This is a genomic window from Janthinobacterium lyxosi, from assembly GCF_051380665.1.
Classification (GTDB): Bacteria; Pseudomonadota; Gammaproteobacteria; order Burkholderiales; family Burkholderiaceae_D; genus Janthinobacterium.
The window spans coordinates 70,310-92,410 of record NZ_JBNYXM010000004.1; the positions used below are offsets into that span (position 1 = coordinate 70,310).

Genomic DNA, 22,101 nt, shown 5'->3' on the forward strand with positions numbered 1-22,101 from the left:
ACATTTTAAAACCTACGCAGAATGGCTTGGTGCTGCGTCAGGCACGGCCCGGCCCGGCAGATGCTGCGCCAGGCGGGCAAACACATCCGGTTCGCGCATGCGCGCCATCCACCAGCGCAGCGCGGCGCCATCCTCGCCCACTCTCCAGGCCATGTAAAACGTTTCCGACGGTTTCGGCTCTTCCACGGCCTTTTCCACCAGCAGGCCGCGCGCAATGGCGGCGCGCGCACACGGTCCCGGCAGGAAGCCAAAGCCCAGCCCCAGCACCTGATAATCGAACTTGACCTGCATGTTCGGCACGCTCAAGGCATCTTGCCCCAGCAGCAAACCCACCGTGCGCGGCGCCATCTGGCGCGCCGAATCGGCCACTACCACGGCCCGGTGCTGCTGCAAATGGCCGCGCGACAAGGGTTCCGCCACCTGCGCCAACGGGTGCGTAGGCGCCACGGCAAACACGAAGTCGAGCATGCCGATCGCTTGCGCGATATAGCCGCCACCCGCCGGCCCGTCGCCGGGCGCGCCCACCAGCAAGTCGACGCGCCGGTCCAGCAGCGCTTCCCAGGTACCCGACAGGGCGTCTTGCGACAGGCGCAAGCGCGTCTGCTGCGCCACTTGGTAAAAAGCGCGCACGTCGTCGGCCAGGGCCACGGCGGAAAACATGGAATCGATACCAATGGACAATTCCGTTTCCCAGCCGGACGCCACCCTGCGCACGCGGTGCTCGAGGTCCTGCGCCGCCTTCAGCAGATAGCGGCCCTCTTTCAGCAATTCCTGGCCAGCCGCCGTCAGCATGACTTTCGGACCATTGCGCTGGAACACTTGCACGCCCAGGTCGTCTTCCAGCTTGGCCACCGTATAGGAAATGGTGGACGGCACTTTATGCAGTTCCTTGCCAGCCGACGAGAACGATCCGCGGCGGTCGATGGCGTCGACGATTTGCAAGGCTTCCAGGCTCAGTCTTAACATTCGATTTTTTCGATCATAGCTCGCAAGATTTTCCGTTTTTCTTTCCGGACTGGGGGGCCTATACTTTCTCCATCGTACAGCGAAGGGCAGCATCGGCGTCACGACAACTGCCAGGCAACGGCCCTTCGAAATTATCGCACATTCATTTATAGAACCGGAGTCCACCATGTTACAGATTCGTCATAGCGAAGAACGCGGCGCCGCCAACCACGGCTGGCTCAATTCCCAGCACAGCTTTTCCTTCGGCAGCTACCACGATCCGCTGCACATGGGCTTTGGCCCCTTGCTGGTGATCAATGAAGACCGCGTCACGCCAGGCCAGGGTTTCGGCACGCATGGCCACCGCGACATGGAAATCATTTCGTATGTGCTCGACGGCGCGCTCGAGCACAAGGACAGCATGGGCACCGGTTCCGTCCTGCACTACGGCGATGTGCAGCGCATGAGCGCCGGCAGCGGCGTGCGCCACAGCGAGTTCAACCATTCTGCCACGGATGGCTTGCACTTCCTGCAGATCTGGATACAGCCGAACGTGACGGGCATCCCGCCTAGCTATGAAGAGAAACATTTCACGCCGGAAAGCAAACGGGGCAAGCTGCGTTTGATCGCCTCCTCCGACGGCCGCCAGGGTTCCGTGCTGATCCACCAGGATGCGGCCATCTACGCCAGCATCCTGCAGGAAGGCGAGCAACTGGAACATGCGCTGGACGAAGGCCGCCTCGCCTACGTCCACCTGATCCGCGGCAGCCTGGTGGTCAACGGCACGCCGCTCAAAGCGGGCGATGCATTGAAATTGACGCAGGAAGCGGCCGTGACAATCACTCAACCGGAAGATGCGGAATTCCTGCTCTTCGATTTACCCAAATAATTGATCCATCAATATACAGAAAAAGAAAATCATGGAAAACAAAATCAATCTGCTATTTCCCCTCGGTCGTGCCGCCCTTGGCGTGCTGTTCTTTGTCTCGGGCTTGCTGAAAATCGGCGGCTTTGCGGGCGTGGCAGGCTACATGGCCAGCCAGGGTTTGCCGATCGCCAATATCTTGCTGGTGGGCGTCATCGTCCTGGAAGTGGGCGGCGGCCTGCTGCTGCTTACTGGCTGGCAGGCGCGCTGGGCGGCCCACTTCCAGGATCAGCTGACGAACTTCCTGAAGAACCTGTCCATCTTCGGCGGCATGCTGTTGCTGGTGGAGCGCGGTTTTCGCAAGGTCAAATAGGGCCGAGGGCTGCCTGAACGAACGGGGCCGTCGCGTACGCGGTCCGCCCGCTCGGCAGCCTGTCACCGTATTGTCATCAAACTGACATCGCGCGGTCACATACAATGACTATCATGCGGTTGCCATTTAATCACGCAACCACAGGACATCGCAGCCCATGAACAAGCCCAACGATCTGGCCATCAGCGCCACCGATCTGAACGACATTGACAGCAACGCGTCCCACGACAACCATTTCAATAGCATCCTGAACGCCCGCCTGAGCCGCCGCAACTGGCTGCGTGGCAGCGCCGTCACGGCCGCTACCGCCGTCATGGGTTCGATGGGCCTGTCCGCTTGCGGCGGCGGCAGCGATGCGGCCGCCGTCACGCCGACGCCGACGCCGACACCCGAAAAACTGCTGGCCTTCACCGCCGTGCCGAAAAGCCTGGCCGACGTCGTCTCGGTGCCGGCCGGCTACACGGCCACCGCCCTGTATGCGCTGGGCGACTCGCTGCGCGCGGCCACGCCAGCCTACAAGAATGACGGCAGCGATACCGATTTCGATAACCGCGCCGGCGACCACCACGACGGCATGGAATACTACGGTCTCTCCGCCGCCGGCGCGCCGCTGGCGTCCGGCGCCGAACGGGGCTTGCTGGCGATGAACCACGAAGCGACCACCGACGAAAAACTGTCCTCGCACTTCCTGCACGTGAATGGCGGCACCACCTCGCTGCCGCGCCCCGCGGCCGAAGTCGACAAGGAAGTGGCCGTCCACGGCCTGAGCGTGGTGGAAGTCAAAAAGACGGGCAGCGCCTGGGCCACCGTCAACGATTCCGCTTTCAACCGCCGCGTCACGCCGCTGACGGACATCGAGATTGCCGGCCCGGTACGCGGCAACGCCCTCGTGGTGACCAAGTATTCGCCGACCGGCACCAAGACGCGCGGCACCATCAACAATTGCGGCACGGGCAAGTCGCCATGGGGCAGCTACCTCTCCGGCGAAGAAAACTGGGCCGGTTACTTCACCCGCTCGGCCACCGACAATGCGGCGCGCGGCGACAAATCCGTGGCTTCGCTGAACCGCTATGGCCGCAGCCAGGGCGGCGCCTCGCGCCACGGCTGGGAAACGGGCGGCAGCGACGACAAGTACGCGCGCTGGAACCTGAGCAAGATTGGCGCATCAGCCAACGGCAGCGACGACTACCGCAATGAATTGAATGGCATGGGCTACATCGTCGAGATGGACCCGTACAACAAGACCCGCGCCATCCGCAAGCGCACGGCACTGGGCCGCTACGCGCACGAAAGCGCCGCCTTCAGCGTACCGACCGTGGGTCAGCAGCTGGCCGTCTACATGGGCGACGATTCGCGCAACGAATACATCTACAAGTTCGTCACGACCGCCGTCTGGGCCGCCGCGGACGCCAACCCGGCCGACCGCATGGTCACCGGCGACAAATACCTCGATTCGGGCAAGCTGTACGTGGCCAAGCTGGCCGCCGATGGCACGGGCCAGTGGATCGAGCTGGCCATGTCGAACGCGCTGATCCAGGCATATGGCGCCTACAAGTTCGCCGATCTGGCCGATGTGCTGGTGAATGCCCGCCTGGCGGCCGACGCCGTGGGCGCGACGAAGATGGACCGTCCGGAATGGTGCTCGGTCAACCCGGCCAATGGCGAGATCTACTACACGCTGACCAATAACTCGAACCGCACCGTCAATCCGAGCGGCTCTTCGCAGCTGGCGCCGGACAGCGCCAATCCGCGCGCCTATACGGACATGAAAGGCAGCAGCGCGCAGAACGGCAATCCGAACGGCCACATCATCCGCTTCAAGGAGGGCACGGGCGCGGCCGCAGCCACCAGCTTTACCTGGGATGTCTACCTGTTTGGCGCCGAGAGCGGCGCCGACGCCAGCAAGATCAACCTGTCGAACCTGACGGCCGACCAGGATTTCTCGAGCCCGGACGGCCTGGCCTTCAGCCCCTACACCGGCATCTGCTGGATCCAGACCGACGATGGCGCGTACACGGATGTGACCAACTGCATGATGCTGGCGGCCATCCCCGGCAAGGTGGGCGACGGCGCCAAGTCCACCCTGAACTACGCCACGGCGGCCGGCGGCAACCTGGCGGTCGACACCTTCATCGGCAAGAAACCCACGGCCGACACGCTCAAACGCTTCCTGGTGGGGCCGGTCGGCTCGGAAATCACGGGCATCAGCGAAACGCCCGATGGCAAGACCATGTTCATCAACATCCAGCATCCGGGCGAAAGCACTGCGCTGGCGAATATCGGCGACCCGTCCAAATACACGAGCCAGTGGCCGGCCAACGCCGGTTATGGCGCCGGCAAGCGTCCCCGCTCGGCCACCATCGTGATCACCAAGAACGACGGCGGACGCATCGGCAGCTGATGTCCCGTGCCTGCCGACGCCGCCGCTATTGCGCCTTGCGCGTACTGGCGGCGGCCTGCAACAGGCAAAGCCAGCAATTCACCTTGTAAAAGGAGGAAGTGTCCCTAAGTAAGGCTTATCACCAGACATTGCAACGACCGAATGGCAGCCAGGGAAAACGTTTCCCTGCTTTTTGGTATGATGGCAAGGCGCGCCGGCACCGGAGTGGTGTCGCGCGCCTTTTATTTTTGATAATTACTTATATGAGCACAACCATGCAAAGCGGCGCAGACCTCCTGGCGACAGGCGAATTGGATTACACGACTTCCTGCGCACTGCCGACGCCGTGGGCCCAGTTCACCTTGCACGCCTTTGTCGAGCACGCCACAGGCAAGGAACATCTGGCCATGGTGCTGGGCGATGTCGGCAACGGCGAACCGGTGCTGGCGCGCGTGCATTCCGAGTGTCTGACGGGCGACGTACTGTTTTCCCAGCGCTGCGACTGCGGTGCCCAGCTCGAAGGCGCCTTGAAGCGCATCGCCGAGGAAGGCCGCGGCATTTTGCTGTATCTGCGCCAGGAAGGGCGCGGCATCGGCCTGATCAACAAGATCCGCGCCTACCGCCTGCAAGAGGCAGGTGCCGACACGGTGCAGGCGAATGAACAGCTGGGTTTCAAGGCCGACGCGCGCAACTACACCTTGTGCAAGCCCATGTTTGCGCAATTCGGCATTAACAGCCTGCGTTTGATGACGAACAACCCGCGCAAGATCGCCGCCATGGAAGCGCTGGGCATCACGGTGGCCGAACGGGTGCCGCTGCTGGTCAACCGCAACGCCTTCAACCAGCACTACCTGAATACCAAGCAAAGCAAGCTGGGCCACATGATGACGCCGGAAACGGCGCCGGCGCTGGAAGACGGCGCCCTGTAATCCCCCGGGCTGGCGCAACGCGTGCACGATGCTGCGCCGGGCCGGCCTCGCTCCTGCTCACGCACAAAGGATGCATGAAATTATCTAACTTCGCCTTCTTGCTGGCCAGCCTGTGCGCTGCCGCAGGTGCACACGCGGCCCCCACCGCTTCGACTCCTCCCATCAAGCCGCCACCGGCCACCGCCGCGCCCGCCGCCACCGAACATGCAGCCTTGCCACCGCCCTCGTCGGCCGCGCAAAAGCTGTACACGGCCGCGCGCGCCGACATCCTGCAAGTGCGCGTGCTGTTGAAAAACGGCCGCACGCAGTCGTCGGTCGGCTCGGGCTTTCTGATCGGCACGGGCGACCTGGTGGTGAGCAACTATCACGTCGTGTCACAATTCGCGCTCGACCCCGATACCTACGTAGGCGAATGGGTCGATACCAGCGGGCAGCGCGGCAATGTGGAATTGCTGGCCGTCGACGTGCTGCACGACCTGGCCGTGCTGCGCGTGAACCGCCACGGCACGGGCTTTTTCAAGATGCCCGAGCCGCTGGCGCCCCTGACCCAGGGCCAGTACCTGTATTCGATGGGCAATCCGCTGGACCTGGGCTTCGCCATTTCGGAAGGCTCGTACAACGGCGTCGTCACGCGCAGCTTCTACGACCAGCTGATGTTTACGGGACCGATCAATTCCGGCATGAGCGGCGGCCCCAGCGTCACGGCCAGCGGCGACGTGGCCGGCGTGAATGTCTCGAAACGCCTCGATGGCGAACTCGTCAGCTTCCTCGTACCGGCCCGCTATGCCCAGCAATTGTTGGCCAAAGTCGCCCTGCAAGGCAAGCCGCCGAAAGACTTCAAGCCGCTGGTGACGACGCAGCTGCTGGCGCACCAGGAGGTCATGCTGGCGCGCCTGCTCGACACGCCCTTGAGCCTGAAAGCCATGGGCCCGTACCGCGTGCCCGTGCGCGAGTCCGACCAGATGCGCTGCTGGGGCCGCTCCAACGTCAAGTCCGACAAGCCTTACATGCTCGACAACACCAGCTGCGCCATGGAATCGGCTATTTTCATTTCCGGCGCCCTGCAGACGGGGCAAGTGTCGATGCGCCACGAATTCCTGCGCAGCAGCGAACTGGGCGCGCTGCGCTTTTCCGAACTGGCCAGCGCCTCGTTCAAGAATGAAAGTGTCGGCAGCTACAAAAGCGTGCACCTGACGGGGCCCCATTGCACCGAACAGTTCGTCAAGAACAAGACCTTGCCCTTGCGCGCCGTCCTGTGCGTGCGCGCCTACCGCAAGTTTACCGGCCTGTACGACTTCGCCCTGCTGGCCGCCAGCACCGACGAGCCACTCATGAGCCTGCAAAGCCGTGTCGACGCGCGCGGCGTGTCCTACGCCAACGGCATGCGCGTTACGCGCACCTTCCTCGAAGCGCTGTCGCGCGCCCCATCCACCACCGGGACGCGCAAGCCATGAAGCCGCCCTATTACCTTGAAATCCTCGCCGAGAATGGCGAGGTGCAGCAACGCCAGCGGATTGAATCCCTGCCGATCCGCATCGGCCGCGGCTACGCCAACGACTTCATCCTCGATGACGCGCATACGGCGGCCCAGCACGCCATCGTCGAGGACGATGGCGCAGGCGGCCTGCTGCTGCGCGACCTGGGCAGCCAGAATGGCGTGATCCACCGGGGACAACGGCAGGTGCAAGTGGCCTTGAACGGCAACAGCATCGTGCGCCTGGGCCACACGCGCCTGCGCGTGCGCGCCAGCGACCACCCTGTTGCACCCGAACTGAGCGACACCACCAGGCACGACTGGGAAGGCTTGCGCCCCGCCGTCGCCGGCCTGGCCATGATCGGCGCCTCGGCCGCCTTCAGCAACTGGCTGGGCGACGCGGAAGCCTTCGACCCGATTTCCTACCTGATGATCATCGCCTACGCGCTGGCCGGCGGCCTCGTGTGGGCATCGATCTGGGCCGTGGCAAACCGCCTGTTCGGCCATGTGGCGCGCTTCGGCCGCCACCTGTTCATCATCGGCTGCGGCTTGCTGGCCATGGAAGTGTGGGAACTGGGCAGCAATGTGGCGGCGTATGCGCTGTCGCTGGAAGTGCTGACGCGCTACGGGCGGCATATGTTCATCGTCATTGTCTGCGCCATGATCTACTACCATTTGCGCACGATCAAACCCCAGCATCCGCGCCGCTTCGGCCTCGTTGCCGTCGTGCTGGCCATCCTCGGCTCGACCCTGATCCTGCTGAGCAACCTGCAGACCAGCGGCCGCCTGGCCGACGAGGCCTACATGTCCGTCATCTACCCGCCGGCCATGCGCCTGAGCCCGAATAACACGACGGAGGCTTTCTTCCGCGATGCAGCCGGCCTGCAGCGCGCCATCGACGCCGAGCGCGGCAAGGCGGCCAAGGGGGCCGACGAAGACGAAGACAGCGGCGATTAAGACGCCAATATGCAAAAAGCCCGCCGTGTCCTTGCAGACCGGCGGGCTTTTTTATCGCTTGCTTGCAGGCGCGCGCACGTACGTCATGGCAACTTAGAACTTGGCTTCCTGCTTGCGGCGCGCCGTAAAGCCCAGCAAGCCCAGGCCGATCAGCAACATGGCGTAGGTGGTCGGCTCAGGAACGGCCGAGATCAAGCCGTCATTCGCGCCGAAGCTGACGAAATTGTTATTGCCCGCCTTGAACTGCGCTTGCTGGCCGCCATCGCAGCAGCCTTCCAAGCCGTAGATGCTCAGGGTATGGTTACCGGCCGACAAGGCGCTCGAACCGCTGAGGAACTGGCTGCCATTGTTGTAGTTGCCTGCCCACCACATGTCGTTGCTCTTGAAGTCCAGCGCCACGCCGTCGAGGAACAGGGCGCCGCCCTTGCCGAAGTCGACGCCGCTGCGGAAGCTCCAGGCGCCCGCATCGGCCGCGCTGACGCCAAAGTTGATCACCGACTTGAAGGCGATATTCGAGCCGCTGCCGAACAGGCCACTATTATTGACGTTGTTATAGCTGGCGACCGACGTCGAGCCATAACCGGCGCCCGGCGTGGCCACGGCGGCATTCACTACGGACTGGTAAGCGGCGGCGGAAGCTTGTGCGCCAGCGTTCGAGTAGCCGGTGGACAGGGTGATGGTGCTGGCGTTCGCGTGGGAAAACACACCGACAGCGATCAGGGACAGGGCGATTTTAGGCAAGTTTTTCATGATGGTATCCAGTAAGTAAGTATTCAGTGGGCGCAGCTAGGAGCGCTGGAGCTGAATACACGCTGCATTGAGGCGTGTCGGCGTAGTGCGCTTGGAATTGCAGAAATGAGCGGTCGGTGGCGTAGACTTCCGCGTGAAAGTGCGGACTTGCAGCATGCCATTGCGGCACTGCAAGCGTCCTGGAAAGGGTTCGGGTTCCCGGGACAAAACCAGACAGTTGACGGGTCAGGTAAGACGATGAATGTATTCTATCTTAAATTCCCTAGAAGAAAAGTATTTTTCTTTTAACCATGAAAGGTATTTTTCTAACAAGTACCTTCCCGGCGCGGGAAAAAGTGCCGCCTCTCACTCTGGCGCACTGGCCATACGCCCGTATCGGTGGCGCTTGGCGTGTCGCGGCAGCACCACAGACCAGTCTGCCACTGTCGCATCTTGCGCATTTCTTTTCGCATGCCGCTGCACCACGCGGCGAAACAGCATGGCAAAATGCAGTCATGCAGCTATCTGTCCGATGAGGGGGAAAGAGGAAATGGTCGACCTGGAAGAACTACGCTATCTGGCACTGTCGTTTCCCGACGCCACCGAGGAAGAACACCACGAGCGTCCAGCCTTCCGCGTGGGCGGGAAGATCTTTGCCACCCTGCCCGACGACGAGCACATCAACGTGCTGCTCGATGCGGAAGCGGCGCATATCGCCACCGTCATCACGCCGTCCGGCTGCGAAAAACTGTGGTGGGGCGAACGGCTGGCCGGCATCACGGTGCGCCTGGCGGATGCCGAACTGGACATGCTGGCCGCCGCCCTGACGGCCGCCTGGCGGCGCAAGGCGCCCAGCGACCTGGCCAAGACCATCGCCCCCACCGGGTAGTTACAGCGGCCAGTTGCGCAGCAGTAATCCCACCATCTGCTGCAATTGCTCGCGCGACACCCCCGCCGCCGCCTGGATGGCCATGCCCTGCGACAGGGTCACGACAAAGCGCGCCTGCTGCTCGGGACAGGAATCGGGCGGCAAATCCCCCTCCTCCCTGGCGCGCCGCAAGCGGTCGCGCAACTTGATTTCACCGCGCAGCCGGCGCGCAAACAATTCATCGCGGATCGGCAAGGCATCGTCGCTGCAGGCGAGCGCCGCATTCACGCCCATGCAGCCGTGCGGACCGTCGGGCATGGTTTGCGCGTCGACATACTGCGTCAGCAAGGCTTCCACCACCTGGCGCGCCGTCGGCTGTTCCAGCGCCGCATCGAAAAACTGCATGCGCGTGTCGCTGTAGCGCTCGAGCGCCTTGTGGAACAGCTGCTCCTTGTTGCCGAAGACGGCATACAGGCTGGGCCGGTTCATGCCCATGGCTTTCGTCAATTCCGGCAGGGAACTGCCTTCATAGCCTTTTTCCCAGAACACTTTCATGGCGCAATCGAGCGCCTCGTCCGCGTCGAAGGTGCGTGGCCGCCCCGTTTTCGCCTTGGCTACTTCCTCTTTTTTATCTTGTTTCATACCGTTCGGTAAAAAATTATTGACAACAATACCTGCCTGCCCTGATTATATACCGACCGGTTAAAAACCTCCCGGCTTTTCAGGATATCCCATGCAAACACCACCTGCTTCCCCCTCCGTCCCGGCGGCCACCAGCGACAATACCACCGTGGCGCCTTGGCTGGCCGTCTTATCCGTCGGCATTGGCGCCTTCGCCCTCGTCACGTCCGAATTCCTGCCCGTCGGCTTACTGCCGGCCATGGCTGCCGAACTGGCCATCAGCAAGGGCCAGGCGGGACTGATGATCACCACGCCCGGCATCGTGGCCGCGTTTGCCGCCATCTTCGTGACCGTCGGCTCAGGCCGCCTGGACCGCCGCATCGTGCTGCTGGCGCTCACGGCCCTGCTGGTCGTTTCGAACCTGCTGGTGGCGCTGGCCCCCTCGTATGCGTGGATACTGCTTGGCCGCGCCATGCTGGGCGTGGGCGTGGGCGGCTTCTGGGCCATCGGCAGTGCCATCGGCCCGCGCCTGGTGGCGCCGCAGCATGCGTCGCGCGCCATGTCCATCATCTTCGCCGGCGTCTCGCTGGGCACGGTGGCGGGCGTGCCGGCTGGCGCGCTGGTGGGCGACTTGGTCGGCTGGCGCGTGGCTTTCGGCGCGGCCAGCGCCATTGCCGTGCTGGTCTTCCTCGGCCAGCTGTTGCTGCTGCCCAAGCTGCCACCGACGCAAGCCATCCGCTTGCGTCAGTTGCCGATGATTTTCGGCATTCGCAAGGCCAGGCTGGGCCTGATCGCCACGGCCATGCTCTTCACGGGCCAGTTCGCCGCCTACACGTATATCGCGCCGTTCCTCACGCAAATCTCGCACCTGGCGGCCGGCACGGTCAGCGCCATGCTGCTGGTGTACGGCGCTTCCGGCTTCATCGGCAACCTGGTGGGCGGCTGGGCAGCCGGCCGCTACGAACGGGCTGCGCTGATGGTGACGGGCGCCGTGCTGGGCCTGTCCACCCTGGCCCTGGCCGCGTTCGGCAGCCATGCGCTCACCGCCATGCTGCTGGTGGCCGTCTGGGGTTTCGGTTTCGGCGCCATGCCGATCGCCGTGCAGACGTGGATGTTCAAGGCCGCGCCACACTTGATGGAAGGCAGCAGCGCGCTGTTTGTTGCCATCGTGCAAGTGTCGCTGGCGTCGGGCGCCTTGCTCGGTGGCATGGCCGTTGACCGGCTGGGCGTATCGAGCGCGATGCTGGTGGGCGGCCTGTTCGCCCTCGGCTGCGCGCTGACGATCGCGCTCTTCGGCAAGCCGCAAGCCAGCGCCAAGGCGGGCGCCGGCGCGGCCTGCGAGGCCTAGCAAGGAAGTCGGTTCAGATGCGCCCGCGGCGAAATTCCCCGAGGAATTTCGTCACTTCGGCCGGCGTCATCACCACGTCCGCATCGCCGTGAAACGCATACAGGAAGGGCGTGCCGCCCAGGCGATCCGTCAGCTTGGCAAAGAGTAAAAAACGGCTGCCCAGCGGATAGCGCTGCAGCTCGACCAGGCGGCGCGAACACTGCACGGCCAGCTCGGGCGAAAAGGCCTGGCCCGGCACGGGGCGAATTTCCACGCGGCCATTGATCGCGCGCGATTCGACGGCAACATGCCGATATGCATAAGTATCACGGGCCATGCCGCCACCTTGAATGAAGTAAAGGCGCCATCTTAAGCGAAGTGGGCGCCTGCCGTGTTACTGCGGCACGATGCGCAGCAGACGGCCATTGTCTTCATCCGTCAGCGCATACAGGTAGCCTTCCGGCCCCTGGCGCACGTCGCGCACGCGCGCGCCGATCGCCAGGCGGTCCTGCCCCGTCACCTTGCCATTCGCATCGACGGCGATGCGGCGGATATCCTTGGCCGCCAGGCCGCCGCTGAAAATGCTGCCGCGCCAGGCGGCAATCTTGTCGCCCGTGTAGACGGCCAGCCCCGACGGGGCCGGCGATGGCACCCAGGCCACGCCGGGATTGCGCATGCCCGGCACTTCATGCTTGCCGACGGGCTCATGCGTCTTGTAGTCGGCGCCATAGCTTTGCAGGGGCCAGCCGTAGTTGCCGCCCGCCACCACCAGGTTCAGCTCGTCGCCGCCATACGGACCGTGCTCCGTGGCCCATACGCGGCCGGAAACGGGGTCGAGCGCCAGGCCCTGCACATTGCGGTGGCCGTACGACCAGATTTCCGGCAAGGCGCCCTTGGCCGCCAGCGGATTGCCGGGCGCGGGTTTTCCCTCATCCGTCAGGCGCAGGATGGAACCCTGGTGCGTAGCCAGGTTCTGCGCCTGCTCGCGCGCCAGGCGGTCGCCTATGCGCAGCGGCGGATTGCCGCCATCGGCCACGCTCATCAGCAAAGTGCCATCCGGCAGCCACAGTAGGCGCGAACCGAAGTGCTGGCCGCCGCTCTTGTCCGTGGCCACCTTGAACAGGGTCTGGATGCCTGTCACCTTCTTGCCGTCGAACACGCCGCGCACCAGAGTCGTGCGGTTCGCGTCATTCGTGCCCGTCGATACCGTCATGTACACGCGCGGGTTCGGCTTGTTGGCATCCTGCGGATGCAGCACGATATCGAGCAGGCCGCCCTGCCCGCCCGTAAACACCTTGGGCATGCCTTCCAGCGCCACATCCTCGAATTGCTTGCCGTTCAGCAGATGCAAGGTGCCCTGCTTGCTGGTCACGAGCGCGCGGCCCTCGCCCAACCAGGCGATGCCCCACGGCTGGCGCACGCCCTGCGCGACGGTCTCGGCCTTCCAGCCCTGCTTGGCGCCGGGCGGCTCGCCCGTGGCTTGCAGTTCGGCCCAGGCCGATGGCGCGGCGGCCAATGTCCATGCAAGCAAGATGCTGGTGCGGCGTAGCTGGAACATGCTCTCTCCTGTCTGTGGTCGATAGTCGGTGGCGTATCAGGCGCGCAGCAGCAAGGCCACGGCTTCGGCCGCGATCCCCTCTTCCCGCCCCAGATAGCCCAGTTTTTCATTCGTCTTGGCCTTGATGTTGACCTGACCCACGGCGACGCCCAGGTCGTCGGCCACGTTGGCGCACATGGCGGCAATATGCGGCGCCATCTTCGGGCGCTGGGCGATGATGGTGGCGTCGATATTGCCGATGATATAACCGGTCGCTTGCACGCGGCGCACGGCTTCGCGCAGCAGGGTGCGCGAATCGGCGCCCTTGAATTGTGCGTCCGTATCGGGGAAATGGCGGCCGATGTCGCCCAGCGCGGCAGCGCCGAAGATGGCGTCGGTAATCGCGTGCAGCAGCACGTCGGCGTCGGAGTGGCCGAGCAAGCCCAGGTGATGGGGGATTTTCACGCCGCCGATGATCAGGTCGCGGTTTTCCACCAGCGCGTGGCAGTCATAGCCCTGGCCGATGCGGAACGGTAATACGGGAGTAGTGGTGGTCGTCATGCGGTCTTTCTGTTCAGGATTCAAGGATTGGCCAAGAGTGGGACAAATACAGCTCGGCCGTATGTATGTCGCGCGGCAAGGTCACCTTCAGGTTGCGCGGGTGGCCTTCGACAAGCCTGGGCGCCAGGCCCAGCGCTTCGACGGCGCTGGCGTCATCCGTGATGGCTTGCGGGTCGGGCGCTTCGGATAAGGCCTTGTGCAGCAAGGCATAACTGAACATTTGCGGCGTCTGCGCCAGCCACAGGCCGTCGCGCGGCACCGTCTGTGCCGACACATTGTTCGCACCGGCACCCGGCCCCGCCCGCTTGACGGTATCGACCACGGGCAAGGCCAGTAGCCCGCCGGCCGGATGGTCGCCTACCTCGCCGATGAGTTTTTCGATCAGCGCCGGCGTCAGGCCGGGACGCGCCGCATCGTGCACCAGCACCTGGTCGTGTGCGGTCAGGCTGCCGTGCAGCGCCTGCAGGGCATTCAATATCGTCTCCATGCGCGTGGCGCCACCGCAGCGCAGCACAGTGACACCGTGCTGCGCGCCTTGATCTGGCACAAGGCCATCGATCTGGCCATCGTCCGCACTAACGACGATGTACGTATGCGCGATCCGGGGGCTGGCGAGAAAGGCGTCGAGCGCATGGCGCAGCATGGGTTTGCCGGCGATGGGTAAATACTGCTTGGGACTGCCCGCCTCCATGCGCGCGCCCACGCCGGCGGCGGGGATCAACGCAAAGTAACGGACGGTGTTCGGTGCTGCTGTCATGCCATTCCTTGTCTAATTGGCGGGCGCTGCCTTGCCCGTCAGGATGTTCTGGATCTCGCCTTTGCACGCCTTGCCCAGACGCGCATATTCTTGTGGAGAATCGATGGCCGCCTGCAAGGTTTCCACCTTGCGCATTTCGGCCTTGATGTACGGCAACCAACCCGTGTCGATCTCGCGCGCCAGCGCCGCCTTGGCCGTGCCGCTGGGCGCATACAGGGGCCGCGCCTCGAAGCGTTTGGCCAGCGCGGCGCGCACCGTCTTTTCCACGCGCGGCAAGTGTTCCATATAGGTTTTCATGTGCCGCAGCTCGTGCGCGAGTATCTCATCATACGCGCAAGTGCCGGGGGCAAACTCGCGGCCGATATAGATCACCACGGGTGCATACGTGAGGGTCACTGTAATCTGCGGCGCCACGCATTCGTAGCCGCTGGCCGGGTCTTGCAGCATGGGGCCGGCCAGAGCGATGGCCACGCGCGAATCGGTCTTCGTCAGCCCCAGCACCCAGGTATTCGCGCGCGCCGTGCCCTTCATGACTGTCAGGGCCTTGTACGGCAGATGCGTGTCGATGCTGTAGCCGTTCTGCTGCGCCGTCAGCACGGACACCGTCTTGCTGATCGTGTCTTCGCAGCGCACCTGGAACGGCGTGCGCGCCTGCGCACCCAGGGTGACACAGGCAAGCAGCAGGAAAATGGGCAGGCGCATGCGCAAGATCAAGCCGGCTGCCAGGCGCCGCTGGTGATCTTGTCGAGCCAGAAGATGCCGATGACGGTTTTCACGTCGGTAATCGTGCCATCCTTGACCCAGTCCAGCAATTGCGGCACCGTGGCCGTGAAGGTTTCCAGGAATTCGCCGTCGTCGAGCTGACGTTCGCCCGCTACCAGGCCACGCGCCAAAAACAGTTCCAGGTGCTCGTCCGAGTAGGCGATGGCATTGTGGATGGTCGAGACGAATTGCCAGTCGCTCGCCGTGTAGCCCGTTTCTTCCAGCAACTCGCGCTGGGCGCAGGCCAGGTGCGATTCTCCCGCATCGATCTTGCCGGCCGGGAATTCGATGAAGACGCGGTCCAGCGGATAGCGGTACTGGCGCTCCATCAGCACGGTGCCATCGTCGAGCAGCGGCAGGATGACGACGGCGCCCGGATGCAGGACGAATTCGCGCATCGTGATCTTGCCGTCAGGCAGGGTGACACGGTCGCGCTGCACGCGCAGAAAGCCGCCCTGATAGACCAGCTCGCCGTCCACCTTGGTTTCAATCAGACTCGTATCCATGGGATTCCTTTATTGAATAAAAAACGGCGCCAGAGGCGCCGCTTTCGGAGGGTCGTGCTAGCGGCGTTTGCGCAGGTAGCGACTCACGAAGCCAGGGAAAGCCAGCACCAGGAACAGACAGCCGGTGATGGCGTAAAACTCCCACGTCTGCGGGAAACCGTTGCCGATGCGCGCTTCCAGCGCGAACGCCACGGCGCCGACGATGAAGTACAGAATCACCATCTCCAGCAGGCGCAGCGCCAGCGGCTTGCGCCAGCCCTGCTCTGCCTGCGCCGCCTTTTTCAGGGGCACGGCGGCAAACAGTTTCTCGTTCAAGAATGGCAGGTTGGCGCCCAGGATACCCAGGGCGATAACCAGCCAGCTCGAGGCGGTGACATCCATCGGTCAGGACGCCAGGGTCTTGGTGATGGCGGTCGCGCAGGCAGCCAGGATGCTGTTAGGCATCACACCCAACGCCAGGACGAACACGCCGTTCAAGGCCAGCACGACGCGCATGTCGCCATGCACGACCAGCGCGTTGCTGTCCGTCGGCTCGTCGAACCACATCATTTTCACGACGCGCAGGTAGTAGAAGGCGCCGATCAGCGAGAACAGCACGGCAGCGATGGTCAGCCACAGCTGGCCCGTGGCCAGCACGGAGGCGAGCACCGAGTACTTGGCCATGAAGCCCATCAGCGGCGGCACGCCGGCCAGCGAGAACATGAACAAGGTCATCACCAGCGCGAAGATCGGGCTGCGTTTGCCAAGGCCCTTGAAGTCGGCCAGTTCTTCCGCTTCGAAACCATTACGCGCCAACAACATGATCACGCCAAAGGTACCCAGGGTGGTGAACACGTAGGTGATGACGTAGTACATCGAGGCGCCGTAGGCGGTGGCTGCACCAGCCGCGTTCAGTGTGTTGTTCGGTGCGTCCACGGTGCCCGACAGCAGGCCCAGCAGAACGAAGCCCATTTGCGCGATGGTCGAGTACGCCAACATGCGCTTCAGATTGGTTTGCGCGATGGCGGTGAAGTTACCGATGGCCAGCGACATCACGGCCAGCACCAGCAGCATTTGCTGCCAGTCATGCGCCATCGGCAGCAAGCCCTCGCCCAGCAAACGCAGGGTGATGGCAAACGCGGCCAGTTTCGGCGCGCCGCCCAGCAGCAAGGTCACGGCCGTCGGCGAACCTTGATACACGTCAGGCACCCACATGTGGAATGGCACGACGCCCAGTTTGAAGGCCAGGCCGGCTACCAGGAATACCAGGCCGAAGACCATGATGGTGCCGTTGGTCTTGCCGTTTTCCAGCGCCACGCGCAGTTCGCCCAGGTCCAGCGTGCCGGACGCGCCGTACAGCATCGAGATACCGTACAACATGAAACCGGAAGCCAGTGCGCCCAGGATGAAGTATTTCATGGCCGCTTCCGTGGCCTTGGCATTGTCACGACGCAAGGCGATCAGCGCGTATAGCGACAGCGACATCAGTTCCAGACCCAGGTAGATGATCAGGAAGTTGTTGGCCGAGATCATGATCATCTGGCCCAGCAGTGCAAACAGGGCCAGTACGTAGAACTCGCCGCCCAGGTTGCCCGACAGCATGTTGCGGTCGGTGGCATAGGCACGCGAGTAGATCAGGGTCAGCGCCACGGCGCCGTACGAGAACAGTTTCAGCAGCTGCGACATCGGGTCCGACACGAACATGTTGTGGAAGGTGTAGACGGTGGTGCCCGCGTTGAAGTCGCCCACGGTCAGCAAGGCGCAGCCTGCCAGAGTCAGCAAGGACAGCGCATAGGTGATCGAACGCTTCGCCGCAGGCAAGAACATATCGATCAGCAAGAGCGCCGACGTGGCGATCAGCAGAAAGATTTCCGCGTACAGCGGTACCAGATTAGGTGCATTAGTCATGTTATCGGTCTTCTATTTAAGGCAACTTGCTGATGGCGACATGCTGCAGCAGGTCGGCAACCGAAGTTTGCATCGTGTCGGTGAACGGGGCTGGGTACAGACCCATCACGAGCACGGCGATGGCCAGCACAGCAAGCATGAAGAATTCACGTTTGTTGATGTCGGTCAGTTCGGCCACATGCTTGTTCTTGATCTTGCCGAACACCACGCGCTTGGCCATCCACAGCGAGTACGCCGCGCCCCAGATCAGTGCCGTTGCAGCCAGCAGACCGATCCAGAAGTTGTATTGCACCGCGCCCAGGATCACCATGAACTCGCCGACGAAGCCGGAAGTGGCTGGCAGACCGCAGTTGGCCATCGAGAACAACACGAAGAAGGCGGCAAATTTCGGCATGCGGTTCACGACGCCGCCGTAGTCGGCGATGTTGCGGGTATGCATGCGGTCATACAGCACGCCGATGCACAGGAACATCGCGCCGGAGATGAAGCCGTGCGAGACCATCTGCACGATACCGCCCTGCACCGAGATGTCGTTGAACATGAAGAAGCCCAGGGTCACAAAACCCATATGCGCGATCGACGAATAGGCGACCAGTTTTTTCATGTCGGTTTGCACCAGAGCAACCAGACCGATGTAGATGACGGCGATCAGCGACAAGGCGATCATGAAGCCCGACAGGTAGTGGCTGGCATCCGGCGTGATCGGCAGCGAAAAACGCAGGAAACCATACGCGCCCAGTTTCAGCATGATGGCGGCCAGCACGGCGGAACCGCCAGTCGGCGCTTCCACGTGGACGTCCGGCAACCACGTGTGGACGGGGAACATCGGCACTTTCACGGCAAACGCCATCAAGAAGGCCAGGAAGATGAAGATCTGCTCGTTCATCGTCAGCTTGAACGCGTGCCAGGCCAGGATGTCGAAGGTACCCGACACATTGCGCAGGTAGATGATGGCAACCAGGGTCAACAGCGAACCGAAGAAGGTATACAGGAAGAACTTGAACGACGCATACACGCGGTTCGAGCCGCCCCAGATACCGATGATGATGAACATCGGTATCAGAGTTGCTTCAAAGAAGAAGTAGAACAGCAAGCCGTCCAGCGCGCAGAACACGCCGATCATCAGGCCCGACAGGATCAGGAAGGCACCCATGTACTGGGCGATGCGCTTCTCGATCACTTGCCAAGCGGAAATGACGACGATGACCGTGATGAATGCCGTCAGTGGAATGAACCACAGCGACAAGCCGTCGATACCCAGCGAGTACCAGATATTGAAAGTTTCAATCCACGGTGCTTTTTCGACGAATTGCATGCCGTGTGCGGCGTTGTCGAAATGCTGGATCAGCGGCAAGGTGCACAGCATGCTGAGCACGGCGCCAGCCAGCGACAGCCAGCGGGTAAAACCCGCTTTGCTGTCACGGCCGAGAGCCAGGACCAGGACGCCGCAAATGATCGGCACCCAGATCGACAGACTCAGGTAAGGAGGTAGTGTAGAAATCGTAGACTGCATCATGGTTCTCAGTATTCTTTTATCAGGTCAGCTTACTTAGCGGGCCAGAATGGCAGGAAATAGATCAGGAAGCCCAGCACGCCCAGGATCATCACGAATGCATAGTGATAGATGTAGCCGGTCTGCAAGCCTCGCGACAGCGAGGACAGCCAGGCGACGACCTTGGCGCTACCGTTGACCAGCAGGCCATCGATGAGCTTCTTGTCACCGAAGTTCCACAGGCCATTACCCAGCAAACGGGCACCGCCGGCGAACACGACTTCATTGAACTTGTCCATGTAGTACTTGTTGTCCAGCAGGGTGTGGATCGCGTGGAACTTGGCAAAGAACCAGGCCGGTACACGCGGGTTGACCATGTAGCAGTAGTAGGCTGCCACGACGCCGGACAATGCCAGCCAGAACGGTGCCGTCGACAGGCCGTGGATCGCCATCGCCATTGCGCCGTGGAATTCATGCGACAACTCTTCCATTGCTGGATGGTTTTCGCCGACGAAGATCACGCCCTTGAAGAAATCGCCATGCAGCATCGGGCCGATCGTCAGGTAACCGATCAGCAGCGACGGGATCGCCAGCATCACCAGCGGGAACCACACGACGAATGGGGATTCATGCGGCTTCTGGCCAGGTTCCAGACCGTGGTGCGCGTGGTCGTCTTCCTCTTCTTCATCATGCGCATCCGAATCATGCTTGGCCGCAGGCGCGTGATGGTCGTCATGAGCGTGACCTTGGCCGAAACGTTCCTTGCCATGGAAGACGAGGAAATACATGCGGAACGAGTAGAAAGCAGTGACGAACACGCCAGCCAGCACGGCGAACTGGGCAAAGCCAGCGCCCCAGATGTGCGTCGCTTCAACGGCTTCGATGATGCTGTCTTTCGAATAGAAACCGGAGAACAGCGGCGTGCCGATCAGGGCCAGCGAGCCGACCAGGGAAGTGATCCAGGTGATCGGCATGTACTTGCGCAGGCCACCCATGTTGCGGATATCCTGGTCATGGTGCATGCCGATGATGACGGAACCGGCGCCCAGGAACAGCAGTGCCTTGAAGAATGCGTGCGTCATCAGGTGGAACACGGCGACGGAGTACGCGGACGAACCCAGCGCGACAGTCATGTAGCCCAGCTGCGACAGGGTCGAGTAAGCGACGACGCGCTTGATGTCGTTCTGGATGATGCCCAGGAAACCCATGAACAACGCCGTGATGGAACCGATCACCAGGATGAAGGACAGTGCCGTGTCGGACAGTTCGAACAGCGGCGACATGCGCGAGACCATGAAGATACCGGCCGTCACCATCGTCGCGGCATGAATCAGTGCCGAGATCGGGGTAGGACCTTCCATCGAGTCGGGCAGCCACACGTGCAGCGGGAACTGCGCCGATTTGCCCATCGCGCCGATGAACAGGCAGATGCAGGCGACGGTCAGCAGGGCCCAGTCGGTGCCTGGCAGGCTCAACAGCGCCAGTTCGTCTTTCTTGGCAAACACTTCCTGGTAGTTCATGGTGCCGGCAAATGCCAGCAACAGGCCGATGCCCAGGATGAAGCCGAAGTCGCCCACGCGGTTGACCAGGAAAGCCTTCATGTTGGCCACGATGGCCGTCGGACGCTGATACCAGAAACCGATCAGCAGGTAAGAGACCAGGCCCACGGCTTCCCAACCGAAGAACAGTTGCAGGAAGTTGTTGGCCATGACCAGCATCAGCATCGAGAACGTGAACAGCGAGATGTAGGCGAAGAAGCGGTTGTAGCCTTCGTCGTCCTTCATGTAGCCGATCGTGTAGATGTGCACCATCAGGGAGACGAAGGTGACCACGCACATCATCATCGCCGACAGCGAATCGATCTGGAAGCCCACTTCCATCTTCAGGGTGCCGATCGTCATCCAGTTATAGATCGTGCCATTGAATGTCGCGCCATCCATCACTGCCAGCAATGTCTGCACGGACAGGATGAACGCAATCAGTACGCCCAAGATCGTCGCGGTATGCGACGTCTTGCGTCCGACCAAATTACCCAGGAACTGGGTGCCAAGCAAACCTGCAATCGCGGCACCGGCCAGCGGCGCCAGCGGTACGGCAAGAAGGAGGTTAGGGTTGAGGAGTTGCCCCGCCATGATGAACCTTAATCGTTATTATTCGAGAGATCGAGTCTGAAAAACATCAGCCTTTGAGGCTGTCCAGGTCTTCGACGTTGATGGTATCCAGATTACGGAACATCACCACCAGAATAGCCAGACCGATAGCCGACTCAGCGGCGGCAACCGTCAGGATGAAGAAAACGAAGATCTGACCGGCCGCGTCGCCCATGAAATGGGAGAACGCGATGAAATTCATATTCACCGCCAGCAGCATCAATTCGATTGCCATCAGCAATACGATGATGTTCTTGCGGTTCAGGAAAATACCGACGATCGAGATTGCGAACAGGATCGCGCCCAGGACCAGAAAATGTGTGAGCGATAATGTCATGGTGCCTCCTTAACTTCCGGCTCAGCCGCAGGACGCTCGACAACCGCGTCCATCTTGATGATCTTCAGGCGGTCGTTGCGCTTGACGCGTACCGCATCGCCTGGAGCAAAATGCTTGGTGTCCTTGCGTTTGCGCAAAGTCAGTGCAACCGCGGCAACGATGGCCACCAGCAGCACGACGGCAGCGATCTCGAAGGCGAACACATATTCCGTGTAGATCAGCAGGCCCAGTTCCTTGGTGCCGCCCAGGTTGACGTTCACCGGAGCGATGCTAGGCGCAAAGTTGCGGAAACCGTGCCACAGGACAGCGGCCATTTCCAGCACGATGATCACGCCCACCGTTACCGACAAAGGCAGGTAGCCCCAGAAGCCTTCGCGCATGCGGTCGATATTGATATCGAGCATCATGACCACGAAAAGGAACAGCACCATCACGGCGCCGACATACACCAATACCAGCACGATGGCCAGGAATTCAGCTTGCAGCAGCATCCAGATGCCCGCTGCGGAAAAGAAGGACAGCACCAGGAACAGTACTGCGTGGACCGGATTACGGGCCGTGATGACGCGCGTCGCTGCCAGAATCAAGATCAGCGCGAAGGCGTAAAACAAAATTGTTTTAAAGTCCATAAAAAACCCAATAGA

The 22,101-nt window shown here is 62.1% G+C and carries 23 protein-coding genes; 8 read left to right on the forward strand and 15 right to left on the reverse strand.

Annotated elements, in window-relative coordinates; genetic code table 11:
* Window positions 1-12 precede the first annotated feature (12 nt).
* On the reverse strand, window positions 13-966 hold the full coding sequence (locus ACQ4WP_RS04995; protein WP_436518955.1) for a LysR family transcriptional regulator: 954 nt from the start codon (window positions 964-966) through the stop codon (window positions 13-15).
* Window positions 967-1,132: 166 nt separating this feature from the next.
* On the opposite strand from ACQ4WP_RS04995, the gene ACQ4WP_RS05000 reads away from it, so the two are divergent.
* The 6 genes from ACQ4WP_RS05000 to ACQ4WP_RS05025 all read left to right on the forward strand — a co-directional run bounded on the left by ACQ4WP_RS05000 (window position 1,133) and on the right by ACQ4WP_RS05025 (window position 7,923).
* Window positions 1,133-1,834: a pirin family protein gene (locus tag ACQ4WP_RS05000; protein WP_436518956.1), complete on the forward strand. Its 702-nt coding sequence runs from the start codon at window positions 1,133-1,135 to the stop codon at window positions 1,832-1,834.
* A 31-nt stretch (window positions 1,835-1,865) separates the two neighbouring features.
* Window positions 1,866-2,183, forward strand: a complete 318-nt coding sequence (locus ACQ4WP_RS05005; RefSeq protein WP_436518957.1) for a DoxX family protein — start codon at window positions 1,866-1,868, stop codon at window positions 2,181-2,183.
* 157 nt (window positions 2,184-2,340) lie between these two features.
* Window positions 2,341-4,584: a PhoX family protein gene (locus ACQ4WP_RS05010; protein ID WP_436518958.1), complete on the forward strand. Its 2,244-nt coding sequence runs from the start codon at window positions 2,341-2,343 to the stop codon at window positions 4,582-4,584.
* A 254-nt stretch (window positions 4,585-4,838) separates the two neighbouring features.
* A complete protein-coding gene (gene ribA, locus ACQ4WP_RS05015) occupies window positions 4,839-5,492 on the forward strand; it encodes a GTP cyclohydrolase II (RefSeq protein ID WP_141170130.1) in 654 nt (217 codons plus the stop codon).
* Between the two features lie 74 nt (window positions 5,493-5,566).
* Window positions 5,567-6,946, forward strand: coding sequence for a S1 family peptidase (locus tag ACQ4WP_RS05020; RefSeq protein WP_436518959.1), 1,380 nt, complete (start codon window positions 5,567-5,569; stop codon window positions 6,944-6,946).
* Window positions 6,943-7,923, forward strand: a complete 981-nt coding sequence (locus tag ACQ4WP_RS05025) for an FHA domain-containing protein (RefSeq protein ID WP_436518960.1) — start codon at window positions 6,943-6,945, stop codon at window positions 7,921-7,923. The genes ACQ4WP_RS05020 and ACQ4WP_RS05025 overlap by 4 nt, the downstream gene beginning before the upstream one ends.
* Before the next feature lie 93 nt (window positions 7,924-8,016).
* On the opposite strand, the gene ACQ4WP_RS05030 is transcribed toward ACQ4WP_RS05025, so the two are convergent.
* Window positions 8,017-8,673: a CCXG family PEP-CTERM protein gene (locus ACQ4WP_RS05030; RefSeq protein ID WP_436518961.1), complete on the reverse strand. Its 657-nt coding sequence runs from the start codon at window positions 8,671-8,673 to the stop codon at window positions 8,017-8,019.
* 511 nt (window positions 8,674-9,184) lie between these two features.
* Between ACQ4WP_RS05030 and ACQ4WP_RS05035 the strand changes: the two genes are divergently transcribed.
* Window positions 9,185-9,541: an MmcQ/YjbR family DNA-binding protein gene (locus tag ACQ4WP_RS05035; RefSeq protein WP_436518962.1), complete on the forward strand. Its 357-nt coding sequence runs from the start codon at window positions 9,185-9,187 to the stop codon at window positions 9,539-9,541.
* Here the strand turns inward: ACQ4WP_RS05035 and ACQ4WP_RS05040 are convergent, their stop codons facing one another.
* On the reverse strand, window positions 9,542-10,162 hold the full coding sequence (locus ACQ4WP_RS05040; protein ID WP_436518963.1) for a TetR/AcrR family transcriptional regulator: 621 nt from the start codon (window positions 10,160-10,162) through the stop codon (window positions 9,542-9,544). It abuts the gene before it with no gap.
* Between the two features lie 91 nt (window positions 10,163-10,253).
* Between ACQ4WP_RS05040 and ACQ4WP_RS05045 the strand changes: the two genes are divergently transcribed.
* Window positions 10,254-11,489: an MFS transporter gene (locus tag ACQ4WP_RS05045; protein WP_436518965.1), complete on the forward strand. Its 1,236-nt coding sequence runs from the start codon at window positions 10,254-10,256 to the stop codon at window positions 11,487-11,489.
* 13 nt (window positions 11,490-11,502) lie between these two features.
* Here ACQ4WP_RS05045 and ACQ4WP_RS05050 read toward each other — a convergent pair whose 3' ends face one another.
* Genes ACQ4WP_RS05050 through ACQ4WP_RS05105 form a run of 12 tightly spaced genes read right to left on the reverse strand, consistent with a single transcriptional unit; the run spans window position 11,503 to window position 22,086 of the window.
* Entirely contained in the window at window positions 11,503-11,805 is a 303-nt protein-coding gene (locus tag ACQ4WP_RS05050; RefSeq protein ID WP_436518966.1) for a hypothetical protein, read from the reverse strand.
* Between the two features lie 57 nt (window positions 11,806-11,862).
* Complete coding sequence (locus ACQ4WP_RS05055; protein WP_436518967.1) at window positions 11,863-13,026, reverse strand: PQQ-dependent sugar dehydrogenase; 1,164 nt, start codon at window positions 13,024-13,026, stop codon at window positions 11,863-11,865.
* 36 nt (window positions 13,027-13,062) lie between these two features.
* A complete protein-coding gene (gene ispF, locus ACQ4WP_RS05060; protein ID WP_436518968.1) occupies window positions 13,063-13,566 on the reverse strand; it encodes a 2-C-methyl-D-erythritol 2,4-cyclodiphosphate synthase in 504 nt (167 codons plus the stop codon).
* Between the two features lie 13 nt (window positions 13,567-13,579).
* Window positions 13,580-14,323, reverse strand: a complete 744-nt coding sequence (gene ispD / locus ACQ4WP_RS05065) for a 2-C-methyl-D-erythritol 4-phosphate cytidylyltransferase (protein WP_436518970.1) — start codon at window positions 14,321-14,323, stop codon at window positions 13,580-13,582.
* A gap of 12 nt (window positions 14,324-14,335) precedes the next feature.
* Entirely contained in the window at window positions 14,336-15,025 is a 690-nt protein-coding gene (locus tag ACQ4WP_RS05070; protein ID WP_436518972.1) for a hypothetical protein, read from the reverse strand.
* 8 nt (window positions 15,026-15,033) lie between these two features.
* Complete coding sequence (locus ACQ4WP_RS05075; RefSeq protein WP_436518973.1) at window positions 15,034-15,591, reverse strand: NUDIX domain-containing protein; 558 nt, start codon at window positions 15,589-15,591, stop codon at window positions 15,034-15,036.
* Between the two features lie 57 nt (window positions 15,592-15,648).
* Entirely contained in the window at window positions 15,649-15,972 is a 324-nt protein-coding gene (locus tag ACQ4WP_RS05080; protein WP_099378298.1) for a DUF2818 family protein, read from the reverse strand.
* Between the two features lie 3 nt (window positions 15,973-15,975).
* The gene (nuoN, locus tag ACQ4WP_RS05085; RefSeq protein WP_436518974.1) at window positions 15,976-17,478 is read right to left on the reverse strand and encodes an NADH-quinone oxidoreductase subunit NuoN; all 1,503 of its coding nucleotides are present in this window, start codon (window positions 17,476-17,478) and stop codon (window positions 15,976-15,978) included.
* 16 nt (window positions 17,479-17,494) lie between these two features.
* The gene (locus tag ACQ4WP_RS05090) at window positions 17,495-18,994 is read right to left on the reverse strand and encodes an NADH-quinone oxidoreductase subunit M (protein WP_436518976.1); all 1,500 of its coding nucleotides are present in this window, start codon (window positions 18,992-18,994) and stop codon (window positions 17,495-17,497) included.
* A gap of 29 nt (window positions 18,995-19,023) precedes the next feature.
* Window positions 19,024-21,102 (reverse strand): NADH-quinone oxidoreductase subunit L, encoded by a 2,079-nt coding sequence (gene nuoL, locus ACQ4WP_RS05095; RefSeq protein WP_436518978.1) that lies wholly within the window; start codon window positions 21,100-21,102, stop codon window positions 19,024-19,026.
* Window positions 21,103-21,148: 46 nt separating this feature from the next.
* Window positions 21,149-21,457, reverse strand: a complete 309-nt coding sequence (gene nuoK, locus ACQ4WP_RS05100; protein ID WP_010399724.1) for an NADH-quinone oxidoreductase subunit NuoK — start codon at window positions 21,455-21,457, stop codon at window positions 21,149-21,151.
* Window positions 21,454-22,086, reverse strand: coding sequence for an NADH-quinone oxidoreductase subunit J (locus tag ACQ4WP_RS05105; RefSeq protein ID WP_034749981.1), 633 nt, complete (start codon window positions 22,084-22,086; stop codon window positions 21,454-21,456). The genes nuoK and ACQ4WP_RS05105 overlap by 4 nt, the downstream gene beginning before the upstream one ends.
* Between the last annotated feature and the right edge of the window lie 15 nt (window positions 22,087-22,101).